The organism is Marichromatium sp. AB32, assembly GCF_003718675.1.
GTDB lineage: Bacteria > Pseudomonadota > Gammaproteobacteria > Chromatiales > Chromatiaceae > Marichromatium > Marichromatium gracile.
In genome coordinates, this window is record NZ_RHFJ01000010.1 from 24,906 (window position 1) to 36,139 (window position 11,234).

Sequence of the window (11,234 nt, forward strand, 5' to 3'; positions counted from 1 at the left end):
CGCATCATCCTCTCTGGGCGCCGGCGGCGGTGATCTCGATCGGGCCGATCTGCGCGCCGAGCCGCTCGCTGCCCGCGACCGCGGCCGGCACCCAGGCACACCCGGGGGCGAGCCGTGCATCGAGCCGCACCTCGCAGTCGAGCGTCCGGCCGCCCTGGGTCAGGGTCGCCTCGGCGCCCTCCTCTAGCCCCAGCGCGGCGGCCCGCTCCGGGTGCAGATAGAGCGCGAGGGCGGCGCGCGGCATGGCGGTGCGCTGCAGCGCCGGGGCGCGTCGCACCAAGGCGTCGAGCGCATAGATCGGCACCCCGCCGACCCGCGCCAGCCCGCCCTCGGCGAGACGCGGCTCGAGCGCGCCGAGCGCCGCGCGCGCGGCGTTGTCGTGCACGGCCTCACCACAGCACTCGGCGAGTTCCTCACGGACCCCGGCGGCGCTGACATAGTCGAAGCCGCGCAGGTCGAGCAGGTTGCCGAGCACCCGCAGCACCTTCCAGCCCGGGCGTGCCTCGCCCGGGGGCGCCACCGCGCCCTGGAACGACTGCCAGACGCCACTGGCGTTGACGAAGGTGCCGGAGGTCTCGGCGAAGGCGCCGATCGGCAGCAGCACGTCGGCGACCGCCTCCAGCGACGGCGAGCGGAAGGCCGAGCAGGCGACGACGAACTCCGCCTGCTCGCAGGCGGCCATCGCCCGCGCCGGGTCGACCAGATCGCGATCGGGCTCGACGCCCCACAGCACCAGGGTGCGCGGCGCCTCGGCGAGCATCGCATCGAGCGCACGCCCGGGCCGCTCCAGCGCGACGCCACCGGGGCCGACCTGGGGCAAGGCGCCGGCGAGATGGGCACCGACGCTGTTGGCCGCCGCCGGCAGCCAGCCGAGCGCGCAACCGCTGGCCGTGGCGATGGTCTCGGCCAGGGCGCGGATCAGCGCGTAATCGGGATGGGCGACGGCGAGCGCGCCGAGCGCGACCAGACCGCCCTGCCCGGCCTCACCGGCGCGCAGCAGCTCGGCGAGCGCGCGCTGCGCCTCGCCGGGCTCGGCGGCGGCGATCAGCGCCGCGCCCGCGCCCTCTGGAGCGCAGTCGAGCGCCTTGGCGATCGCCGCCAGCGCCGCGGGCAAGGCCGCCGGATCGACCACCAGCTGGGTGGCGGCGTGATTGAGTTCGAGTTCGAGCGGATTGACGCAACCGACCCCGGCGCCGGCGAGCGCGGCCTTGCGGATGCGATGGGCGAGCAGCGGCTGCTCCTGGCGCAGGTCGCTGCCGATCACCAGGATCGCACGCCGGGTCTCGAGCTCGGCGATGGTGCAGCCGAGCCAGGGGCGCAGCGGCGCCACCGCGTCGTCGCGGAAGTCCTGCTGACGCAGTCGGCTGTCGATGTCGGCGACGCCGAGTCCACGCGCCACCCGCTGCGCGAGATAGAGCTCCTCGAGGGTGGCGTTGGGCGCCAGCCACCAACCGCTGGTGGCCGGATCGGCGGCCTTGAGCCGCTCGGCCACCAGGGTCATCGCCTCGCCCCAGGCCACCGCCTGCCAGGCGCCGTCGCGCTTGATCATCGGCTGAGTGAGCCGATCGGCGGCATGCAGGCCCTCGTAGCTGAAGCGGTCGCGGTCGGCGATCCAGGTCTCGTTGACCGTCTCGTTGTCGTTGGGGTGGACCCGCAGCACCTGGTCGCGACGCACGTGCAGGCGCAGGTTGGCGCCGACCCCGTCGTGCGGGGAGATGCTGTCGCGACCGGTCAGCTCCCAGGCGCGGGCCTGGAAGCGATAGGGCTTGGAGGTCAGGGCACCGACCGGACAGAGGTCGATGACATTGCCCGAGAGTTCGTGCTCCACGGCGACGGCGGTGAAGGTGCCGATGCGCATCGTCTCGCCGCGCCCGGTGGCGCCAAGCTCACGCACCCCGGCGATCTCGGCGCCGAAGCGCACGCAGCGGGTGCAGTGGATGCAGCGGGTCATCTCGGTGGCGATCAGCGGGCCGAGGTCCTCGTCCTCGACCACCCGCTTGCGCTCACTGTAGCGCGACACGTCACCGCCGTAGCCCATGGCCACGTCCTGCAGCTCGCACTCGCCGCCCTGATCGCAGATCGGACAGTCGAGCGGGTGATTGATCAGCAGGAACTCCATCGTGCCCTCCTGGGCATCGATGGCCTTGGGCGAGCGCGTCTGCACCTTCATCCCGTCACTGACCGGGGTCGCACAGGCCGGCACCGGCTTGGGGAAGGGACGACCGCCGGCCTCGGCCTCGACCAGACACATCCGACAGTTCGCCGCAATGGACAGCTTCTTGTGATAGCAGAAGCGGGGAATGGTAATGCCCTCACGGTCGGCGACCGCGATGATCATCTCCCCCGGCGCTGCCTCACAGGCACGGCCGTCGATCTCGATGGTGATCTTGTCCGTCATTAAGGTCTCTCGATCGGCACCAGTGACGCGGCCTCCAGAGGGCCGCATTGAGACGCCCGAGGTGCACTCGCTACGGGGCGCCAGGATGTCCGCCGCGGCGGACACCGTCTGCTCATGGATTCACGGTCGGCGGCGACACGGGCCGCCGGCCGACAGAGGATGGCTCGAAGGGCGCGGCCGCTCAGGCGACCATGCTGCGTCCGTGTTCGATCCGGTACGCGAACTCGTGCCGGTAGTGCTTGAGGAAGCTCTGCACCGGCATCGCCGCGGCATCGCCGAGGGCGCAGATGGTGCGCCCGCCGATCCGTCCGGCCACGCTCTCGAGCAGCTCCAGGTCCTCGGCGCGCCCCTGACCGTCGAGGATGCGCTTGAGCACCCGCGCCAGCCAGCCGGTGCCCTCGCGACACGGCGTGCACTGACCGCAGGACTCATGCATGTAGAAATGCGAGAGGTTGTGCAGCACGCGCACCATGCAGGTGCCCTCGGCGATCACGATCACCGCGCCCGAGCCGAGCATGGAGCCGGCCTTGGCGATGGAGTCGTAGTCCATGTCGGTCTGCATCATGATCTCGCCCGGCACCACCGGGACCGAGGAGCCGCCGGGGATCACCGCCTTGAGCGGGCGATCGTCGAGCACCCCGCCGGCCATCTCCAGGAGATCGCGGAAGGGGGTACCGAGCGGCACCTCGAAGTTGTTCGGGCGGTTGACATGGCCACTGACCGAGAACAGCTTGGGACCACCGTTGTTGGGCCGTCCCTGCTCGAGGAACCACTGCCCGCCACGCTCCAGGATCACCGGCACCGAGGCCAGCGATTCGGTGTTGTTGATGGTGGTCGGGCAACCGTAGAGACCCTGCTGGGCGGGGAACGGCGGCTTGTAGCGCGGCTGTCCCTTCTTGCCCTCGATCGACTCGAGCAGCGCGGTCTCCTCGCCACAGATGTAGGCGCCGGCGCCGCAATGGACATAGAGATCGAAGTCGACCCCGGAGCCGAGCAGGTCGCGCCCCAGCAGCCCGGCCTCATAGGCCTCGCCGAGCGCCTCCTCGAAGCGCGCGATCGGTTCGTAGAACTCGCCGCGGATGTAGTTGTAACCGACGGTGGCGCCGATGCAGTAGCCGGCGATGGCCATGCCCTCGATCACCTGGTGCGGGTTGTAGCGCAGGATGTCGCGGTCCTTGCAGGTGCCCGGCTCGCCCTCGTCGGAGTTGCAGACGATGTACTTCTGCCCCGGCGCGGTGCGCGGCATGAAGCTCCACTTCAGCCCGGTGGGGAAGCCCGCGCCACCGCGTCCGCGCAGGTTGGAGCGCTTGACCTCCTCGATCAGGTCATTGGGATCCGGGCGTTCGCGGAGGATGCGCTCCCACTGGACATAGCCGCCGACGCTGCGATAGGCCTCGAGGCTGTGCCGCGTCGCGGCCTCGAGGTGCATGGTGCGAAAGCATACGGTGTTCTGGTTCTCGACCATGGTCTCACTCCAGCCCGTCGATGAGTTCGTCGAGCGCCTCCGGCGAGAGGTTCTCGTGGTAGGTCTTGTCGACCAGCACCGCCGGCGCATGGCGGCAGGCCCCGAGACATTCGACTTCCTTGAGGGTGAAGCGACCATCGGCGGTGGTCTCGCCCGGCCCCACCCCGTACTTCTCACCGACGTGCTCGATCAGCGTCTCGGAGCCGCGCAACATGCAGGAGACGCTGTTGCAGACACAGACCTTGTGCCGTCCCTGGGGTTCGAGGTCGTACATGCCGTAGAAGGTGGCGACCTCGTAGACGGCGACCTCGGGCATGTCGAGATAGGCCGCCAGGTCGTCCATCAGCTCGCGGGTGAGCCAGCCACCGTTGGCGTCCTGCAGCAGGGTCAGTGCGGGCATCACCGCCGACTGCTGCCAGTCCTCGGGGTAGCGGGTCAGCAAGGCATCGATCGCCTCGCGCAGCTCTGCGGTGAACAGGGTCGACTTGTCGCGATCGTGCGCGACGGTGAGCGGTGTGGTACGAAAACTCATCAGCGATCGATCTCCCCGAAGACGATATCCAGCGTCCCGATGATGGCCACCACGTCGGCGATCATGTGACCGCGCGACATCTCGTCGAGGGCGGCCAGATGGGGGAAGCCGGGGGCGCGGATCTTCAGCCGGTAGGGCTTGTTGGCGCCGTCGGAGACGATGTAGCAGCCGAACTCGCCCTTGGGCGCCTCGACCGCGGCATAGACCTCGCCGGGCGGGGTGCAATAGCCCTCGCTGAAGAGCTTGAAGTGATGGATCAGGGCTTCCATGTCCGCCTTCATCCGCTCGCGCGAGGGCGCGATCACCTTGGCATCGTCGATGCGCACCGGACCGGGGTTGACGCGCAGCCAGTCGATGCACTGACGGATGATGCGGTTGGACTGGCGCATCTCCTCCATGCGCACCAGATAGCGATCGTAGCAGTCGCCGTTGATGCCGATCGGGATGTCGAAGTCGACCTTGTCGTAGGCGGCATAGGGCTGCTTCTTGCGCAGGTCCCAGGCGATCCCCGAGCCACGCAGCATCGGCCCGGTGAAACCGAGGGCCTGGGCGCGCTCGGGCGAGACCACGCCGATGCCGACGGTACGCTGCTTCCAGATGCGGTTGTCGGTGAGCAGGGTCTCGTACTCGTCGACGTGCTTGGGGAAGCGCTCGGTGAAGTCCTCGAGGAAGTCGAGCAGCGAGCCCTGGCGATTGGCGTTGCGCCGGGCCATCTCCTTGGCGCCGTGCCACTTGGAGCCGGCCTTGTCGAACTGCGGCATGCGCTCGGGGAGGTCGCGGTTGACCCCGCCCGGACGATAGTAGGTCGCGTGCATGCGCGCGCCGCTGACCGCCTCGTAGCAATCGAACAGGTCCTCGCGCTCGCGGAAGCAGTAGAGGAACACGCTCATCGCGCCGATATCGAGCGCATGCGCGGCCAACCACATCAGGTGGTTGAGGATGCGCGTGATCTCGTCGTACATGGTGCGGATGTACTGCGCGCGCTCCGGCACCTCGACCCCGAGCAGCTGCTCGATGGCGCGCACGTAGCCGTGCTCGTTGCACATCATCGAGACATAGTCGAGCCGGTCCATGTAACCGATGCTCTGGTTGTAGGGCTTGCTCTCGGCGAGCTTCTCGGTGGCGCGATGCAGCAGTCCGACGTGCGGATCGGCGCGCTGGATGACCTCACCGTCGAGTTCGAGCACCAGACGCAGCACGCCGTGGGCCGAGGGGTGCTGGGGACCGAAGTTGATGGTGTAGTTGCGAATCTCAGGCATCACCTGGCTCCTGGCTGGGATCGGACCCGGCGGGTGCCTCGCCACGGATCACGCGCGGCACCAGCACCCGCGGCTCGATCGAGACCGGCTCGTAGACCACACGGGCCTGCTCGGGGTCGTAGCGCATCTCGACCTGGCCGATCAGCGGGAAGTCCTTGCGGAAGGGATGCCCGACGAAGCCGTAGTCGGTGAGGATGCGACGCAGGTCGGGGTGACCGCGGAAGAGGATGCCGTAGAGGTCGAAGGCCTCGCGCTCGAACCAGTTGGCCGCCGGCCAGAGATCAACCACCGAGTCGACCATCGGCTGGGCGCCACCGGCATGGACCCGCAACCGCAACCGGCGGTTGTAGGCCAGCGAGAGCAGGTGGTAGGCCACCGCGAAGCGCTTGGGGTCGTCGAGTTCGAGTTCGGGATCGCGATCGACGCCGCGCCCGAAGCCGGTGAAGGAGGCCGTCTCGGTCTCCCACTCGGATTCGCCGTAGGCGGCGTAATCGACGCCGCAGACGTCGATCAGCTGCTCGAAGCGCAACGCCTCGTGGTCGCGCAGGGTCAGGCACACGTCGAGCAGACGCTCGGCGGGTACCACCAGGGTCAGCTCACCAAACTGCTCCAGCAGCTCACAGCCGTGTTCCGCGAACTGCTCGCGAAGAGTAGCGGCGAGCGCATCCAGCCTGGCGTTGCGGGTCAGGTGCTCTGTAGACATGGATTATGGAGACTGCTTCAGCGGGCGATGGTGTTCGTTCGGCGGATCTTGTTCTGCAGCTGCAGAATGCCGTAGAGCAGCGCCTCGGCGGTCGGCGGACAGCCGGGCACGTAGACATCCACCGGCACGATGCGATCGCAGCCGCGCACGACGGAATAGGCGTAATGATAGTAACCGCCACCATTGGCGCAGGAGCCCATGGAGATCACCCAGCGCGGCTCGGCCATCTGATCGTAGACCTTGCGCAACGCCGGGGCCATCTTGTTGACCAGGGTGCCGGCGACGATCATCACGTCGGATTGACGTGGACTCGGGCGGAAGATGATGCCGAAGCGGTCAAGGTCGTAACGCGCGGCGCCGGCGTGCATCATCTCGATCGCGCAGCAGGCCAGACCGAAGGTCATCGGCCACATCGAGCCGGTGCGCGCCCAGTTGATCAGCTTGTCGGCCGTCGTGGTGACGATGCCTTCTTCAAGAACCCCTTCTATTCCCATTCCAGTGCGCCCTTCTTCCACTCGTAGATGAAGCCGACCACCAGGATGCCGAGGAAGATCGCCATCGACCAGAAGGCGAACACCCCAAGGTCATCCAGTACGACCGCCCAGGGAAAGAGGAAGGCGATCTCCAGATCGAACAAGATAAAGAGGATTGCGACCAAGTAGTAACGGACGTCGAACTTCAGACGTGCGTTCTCGAAGGCCTCGAAACCGCACTCGTAGGGGGAGTCCTTTTCCTGATCCGGTCGGCGCGGTCCCAACAGGTACCCGAGCCCGAGCGACCCGACACCCACCAGGATCCCCACGAGGATAAAGATCAGGATGGGCAAATAGTTCTCGAGCACCTTGACCCCCGTGTTTCATGGTTTGCTTATAAAGCCGGAAGATTGAGTCTAGTGCAGCGTCAACGACAGTGTCAACCCGGCGCTCAATCAAAAATATTAGGATTTTCAATCCCTTAGAATATCGATCCCGGCATAAAAAAACGGCATACCAGATACTGGTATGCCGTTTGCTGTTTGGTGCCGACGGCCAGACTCGAACTGGCACGGCTTTCGCCACTACCCCCTCAAGATAGCGTGTCTACCAATTTCACCACGTCGGCAATAAATTTTATTCGCTGTTACCGGTCTCGACAGATGCGTCATCTGCCTGCCCGTCAGCGTGTCCCACTACATTAGCAGAATTTTCGTCGTTGTCAACAGAAATTTCTGCTGCAGGCGCAGCGGGGATGTCGGAAGCGCCCGGAGCGGCGCTGTCACCGGCGTCCACGCCAGGGACCGAGGGCACGTCGGACGGCACCAGGGTTTCCGGCGCGGCCTCGATCAGCACGGCATCATCCATGTCTTCCATGAAGCCTTCCGGCTCGGTGACCTGGGTCGCGAAATAGGCCAGCGCCATGCTGGTCAGGAAGAACAGTGTCGCGAGGATCGCGGTCGCTCGCGTCAGGAAGGAACCTGACCCCTGCGAACCGAAGACGGTCTGCGATGCACCGCTTCCGAAAGCGGCTCCAGCGTCAGCGCCCTTGCCGTGCTGAATGAGGACCAAGCCTATCAGGCCCAACGACAGGAAGACCTGGACAATTGTCAAAATGGTTTGCATGCCTGACTCGTTACCCTGGGCTAACCTGCCGCGGCCTCTGCGGCGCGACAGATCGCGAGAAAATCATCAACGTCCAGCGACGCGCCGCCGATCAGTCCACCGTCGATATCCGGCTGCGCCAGCAGCTCGGCTGCGTTACCGGGCTTCATGCTGCCACCGTAGAGAATCCGCAGCTTCTGCGCAATACGCTGATCCGAGGCAGCAATTCTTGCACGCACGAAGGCGTGGACCTGCTGCGCCTGTTCGGGAGTCGCGGTCTTGCCGGTACCGATCGCCCAGACCGGCTCGTAAGCGATGTCGAGCGCAGCGAAGACCTCGATGCCGGCAACCTGGAGCACGCCATCGAGTTGTGCGGCGATGACCGCCTCGGTCTCGCCGCGCTCGCGCTGCTCCAGCGTCTCGCCGATGCAGAGGATGGGACGCATCCCGCTGGCGATGACCGATTGCAGCTTGCGCGCAATCAGGGCGTCTGATTCGGCGTGATACTCACGGCGCTCGGAGTGCCCACAGATCACGTAGCGACAGTCGAACTCGGCCAGCATCGCTGCCGCGACCTCGCCGGTATAGGCACCAGCGGACTCGGCGCTGACGTCCTGGGCGCCGAGACGCACCACGCCATCGGCGAGTTCGGCCTCACCGAGCGCCAGATAGGGGAAAGGGGGACAGACCGCGACCTCGACTCCTTGGAGCGAGGCGGCTCCCGCTGATACACCGCCGAACAGCAGCTGCGCGTCGCGCTTGCTGCCGTTCATCTTCCAGTTCCCTGCAATCAGTGGCGCTCGCATGGCAAAGACTCCGTCCTGATCGAGCCGGGTAATCTACCCGCTTAGCCTATCCCTTGCAAGCCAAAGGGCGTGGATGTGCGTATCATGGGGGCTGGACAGGCGCTCGCCTCCCGTACCGCCCTACCTCGACTATCGATTACACTCGCGACATGGCTAAAGGAAAGAAGAACAAGACCGACGGCGGCTCGACCATCGCGCTCAACAAGAAGGCGAGCCACGACTACTTCATCGAGCAACGCCTTGAGGCGGGCTTGGCACTCGAGGGCTGGGAGGTCAAGAGCCTGCGCGCCGGGCGCATCCAGCTCAAGGAGAGCTACGTCAAGATCCTCCATGGCGAAGGCTACCTGATCGGCGCCCACATCTCGCCGCTGCAGACCGCCTCCACCCACATCAACCCCGACCCCACGCGATCGCGCAAGCTGCTGCTCAAGCGCCACGAACTCAACCGCCTGATCGGCCAGACCGAGCGCGCCGGCTTCACCCTGGTGCCCACGGCCATGTACTGGAAGCGCGGTCGCGCCAAGCTCGAGATCGGCCTCGGCAAGGGCAAGAAGCAACACGACAAGCGCACCACCGAGAAGGATCGTGACTGGCAACGCGAGAAGGAGCGGCTGTTCAAGGGCAACTGAGCCGCGGCGATCCGTGCCCCGCCCCGGCACACCGCACTTGCCGGGGAACCCCGGCTCTTCTATAGTGTCCTTTCACTTAAGGGGGCGACTGGCTTCGACGTGGGTCGCGAAACCTAAGGTGCATGCCGAGGTGCGGTTGACCTCGTAAAACCCTCCGCAAACTTATAGTTGCCAACGACGACAACTACGCTCTCGCTGCTTAATCCCAGCGGGCCTCTGACCGTCACTTGCCTGTGGGCGGCGGATTCCAGGGGTAACCTCACACAGGATCGTGGTGACGGGAGTCCGGACCTGATCCACTAAAACCTAACGGAATCGCCGACTGATCGCCCTGCCCTTCGGGCGGCAGAAGGCTAAAAACAATAGAGTGGGCTAAGCATGTAGGACCGAGGGCAGAGGGCTTGCGGACGCGGGTTCGATTCCCGCCGCCTCCACCAAGCAAGCAGCAAAGGCCAACCAGTCATGGTTGGCCTTTTTTGTTGCGCGGAGATCACATCGTTCACGAGCTGGCAGTGCTGCAGGTGCCCTCCCCCACAGGCCTTGCTCACGAATCAGCGCCCACGCGAGCCTCCCCGGCATCCAGGCCACAGGCACACCGTGCCGAACCATACCCGCAACGCCGTAGGCGTCCCGATATCGAGCGCGCGCTCGAGTATCGTGCTGAGCGGTGCCGGCTTGGTCCAGAGCGGTCGCTGCTGCTCCGGGGCGTCGACCTCGGCACAGCGCACCGAGGCATTCTGTTAGCGCTTGGGCAGATCCAGCGCCCGGCCGATGAAGGTGACGCCATGACGCCTGGCAGACACCGCAACACCCCGATCAGGTCACGAGGCGCCGCTATAGCAGGCTGTCGCATTACGGCCCTTCAACGCTACCGAAACCGCATTGATCCCGGGCATCCAGGATCAGTGCCGCGTCCAGGGCCTCTGGAATACGCGGATCAAGGACGATACGCTCCTGCTCAAGCCATAGCCCGCGCGCAGCAAGCACACGCACCGGAGCCGGCGCGAAGTCGAGCTCGAGATCTTGGGGCCATGAGGCTTGGAGCCCACACACGTCTATGAGCTCAAACCAGAACTCGGGAAGAAACCACTTCAGGTTCGGTACGCGTTTGCGCAGGTGCAGCATGATGCGCACGCCATTCGGATCCAGGTCGCCGAAGTGCACAACGGGTATGCCCTGGATGCGATTGAGCATGTGACCAACGGTGGCAGTGTCCCAGCCGGGCACGTGGGCCAACAGCCAGCCCGGCGGTGGAGAGAGGTCACGCCACGCCCCCAGGTTCTCAACGAGGAGCACAGCGCGCATCTCGCCCTCGAAGGCCAAGCCATCCACCAAGGCTCGCTCCGGTATCGAGACCTCGCCCAGCACCGCCGCAATCCCGCCGAGGTCGATCACTCCGTTAACCGTTCGAGCCGACAGCCCAGCCGGCGGACGCAACCTGATAGCGCCATCATGCGAGGTATCGGTCCCGCCGAGCGCACCCCTTCGGCTTTCAGTGAGTGATGCCTTGGAATGCGAGGCCGTGAGAGAGGCTGCGGTTCGCCGGTTGATGCGATCCGGCAGCTCGGGCAGGGCGGCGGCGCGTTCGATATCGAGCAGCCGGCCATATCCCTCCGGTGTCGGCGGTAGCCCGGCGGCCACCAAGTCCACCAACACATCGCGCCATGCCGGCCAGACCCGGTCGATCAGGCCCGCAAGCTCTGCCCTGCGCTCCTCGACCATGCCGATCTCGTCGCGGCGACCTGTGGCCCGCGTCCAGGGAAGCTCAGCAAGGGCGTCGTACGCATCCAGCTGCGTGCGCCGGCGTTTGAGACTGCCACGTGAAAGCAGCTCCAACAACGCCAGGCGTGCGTTGTCGCTCACCC

Annotated in this window: 11 protein-coding genes, 1 tRNA gene and 1 other RNA gene; 2 read left to right on the top strand and 11 right to left on the bottom strand. The window is 66.2% G+C overall.

All coding sequences use genetic code 11. The features are described 5' to 3' along the window. Positions 1 to 4 precede the first annotated feature (4 nt). From nuoG to tpiA, 10 genes are all read right to left on the bottom strand, one after another. A complete protein-coding gene (gene nuoG, locus EBL85_RS05085; protein ID WP_123142334.1) occupies positions 5 to 2,398 on the bottom strand; it encodes an NADH-quinone oxidoreductase subunit NuoG in 2,394 nt (797 codons plus the stop codon). A gap of 181 nt (positions 2,399 to 2,579) precedes the next feature. Continuing rightward, positions 2,580 to 3,863: an NADH-quinone oxidoreductase subunit NuoF gene (nuoF, locus tag EBL85_RS05090; protein WP_190287888.1), complete on the bottom strand. Its 1,284-nt coding sequence runs from the start codon at positions 3,861 to 3,863 to the stop codon at positions 2,580 to 2,582. Positions 3,864 to 3,867: 4 nt separating this feature from the next. Continuing rightward, positions 3,868 to 4,395 (bottom strand): NAD(P)H-dependent oxidoreductase subunit E, encoded by a 528-nt coding sequence (gene nuoE / locus EBL85_RS05095; RefSeq protein ID WP_123139827.1) that lies wholly within the window; start codon positions 4,393 to 4,395, stop codon positions 3,868 to 3,870. After that, positions 4,395 to 5,654, bottom strand: coding sequence for an NADH-quinone oxidoreductase subunit D (locus tag EBL85_RS05100; RefSeq protein ID WP_123139828.1), 1,260 nt, complete (start codon positions 5,652 to 5,654; stop codon positions 4,395 to 4,397). The genes nuoE and EBL85_RS05100 overlap by 1 nt, the downstream gene beginning before the upstream one ends. After that, a complete protein-coding gene (locus EBL85_RS05105) occupies positions 5,647 to 6,357 on the bottom strand; it encodes an NADH-quinone oxidoreductase subunit C (protein ID WP_123139829.1) in 711 nt (236 codons plus the stop codon). The genes EBL85_RS05100 and EBL85_RS05105 overlap by 8 nt, the downstream gene beginning before the upstream one ends. 17 nt (positions 6,358 to 6,374) lie before the next feature. Further along, positions 6,375 to 6,851 carry an NADH-quinone oxidoreductase subunit B family protein gene (locus tag EBL85_RS05110; RefSeq protein WP_005220209.1) on the bottom strand — a complete coding sequence of 159 codons (477 nt, stop codon included), beginning with the start codon at positions 6,849 to 6,851 and terminating at the stop codon, positions 6,375 to 6,377. Continuing rightward, positions 6,842 to 7,198, bottom strand: coding sequence for an NADH-quinone oxidoreductase subunit A (locus EBL85_RS05115; protein WP_025275102.1), 357 nt, complete (start codon positions 7,196 to 7,198; stop codon positions 6,842 to 6,844). The genes EBL85_RS05110 and EBL85_RS05115 overlap by 10 nt, the downstream gene beginning before the upstream one ends. A 175-nt stretch (positions 7,199 to 7,373) precedes the next feature. After that, a tRNA-Leu gene (locus tag EBL85_RS05120) sits at positions 7,374 to 7,458 on the bottom strand. Between the two features lie 8 nt (positions 7,459 to 7,466). Further along, complete coding sequence (secG, locus tag EBL85_RS05125) at positions 7,467 to 7,955, bottom strand: preprotein translocase subunit SecG (RefSeq protein ID WP_123142335.1); 489 nt, start codon at positions 7,953 to 7,955, stop codon at positions 7,467 to 7,469. A gap of 20 nt (positions 7,956 to 7,975) precedes the next feature. Continuing rightward, positions 7,976 to 8,740, bottom strand: a complete 765-nt coding sequence (tpiA, locus tag EBL85_RS05130) for a triose-phosphate isomerase (RefSeq protein ID WP_123139831.1) — start codon at positions 8,738 to 8,740, stop codon at positions 7,976 to 7,978. A 149-nt stretch (positions 8,741 to 8,889) separates the two neighbouring features. On the opposite strand from tpiA, the gene smpB reads away from it, so the two are divergent. Both smpB and ssrA read left to right on the top strand, forming a co-directional pair. Beyond that, positions 8,890 to 9,369, top strand: a complete 480-nt coding sequence (gene smpB / locus EBL85_RS05135; protein ID WP_005220205.1) for an SsrA-binding protein SmpB — start codon at positions 8,890 to 8,892, stop codon at positions 9,367 to 9,369. 80 nt (positions 9,370 to 9,449) lie between these two features. After that, positions 9,450 to 9,806: a transfer-messenger RNA gene (ssrA, locus tag EBL85_RS05140) on the top strand. 415 nt (positions 9,807 to 10,221) lie between these two features. Here the strand turns inward: ssrA and EBL85_RS05145 are convergent. Next, positions 10,222 to 11,232, bottom strand: a complete 1,011-nt coding sequence (locus EBL85_RS05145; RefSeq protein WP_223806066.1) for a Wadjet anti-phage system protein JetD domain-containing protein — start codon at positions 11,230 to 11,232, stop codon at positions 10,222 to 10,224. Positions 11,233 to 11,234 lie beyond the last annotated feature (2 nt).

Coding starts and splice junctions, on each gene's coding strand:
- nuoG (WP_123142334.1), bottom strand. CDS start 2,398: ATGACGGACAAGATCACCATCGAGATCGACGGCCGTGCCTGTGAGGCA.
- nuoF (WP_190287888.1), bottom strand. CDS start 3,863: ATGGTCGAGAACCAGAACACCGTATGCTTTCGCACCATGCACCTCGAG.
- nuoE (WP_123139827.1), bottom strand. CDS start 4,395: ATGAGTTTTCGTACCACACCGCTCACCGTCGCGCACGATCGCGACAAG.
- EBL85_RS05100 (WP_123139828.1), bottom strand. CDS start 5,654: ATGCCTGAGATTCGCAACTACACCATCAACTTCGGTCCCCAGCACCCC.
- EBL85_RS05105 (WP_123139829.1), bottom strand. CDS start 6,357: ATGTCTACAGAGCACCTGACCCGCAACGCCAGGCTGGATGCGCTCGCC.
- EBL85_RS05110 (WP_005220209.1), bottom strand. CDS start 6,851: ATGGGAATAGAAGGGGTTCTTGAAGAAGGCATCGTCACCACGACGGCC.
- secG (WP_123142335.1), bottom strand. CDS start 7,955: ATGCAAACCATTTTGACAATTGTCCAGGTCTTCCTGTCGTTGGGCCTG.
- tpiA (WP_123139831.1), bottom strand. CDS start 8,740: ATGCGAGCGCCACTGATTGCAGGGAACTGGAAGATGAACGGCAGCAAG.
- smpB (WP_005220205.1), top strand. CDS start 8,890: ATGGCTAAAGGAAAGAAGAACAAGACCGACGGCGGCTCGACCATCGCG.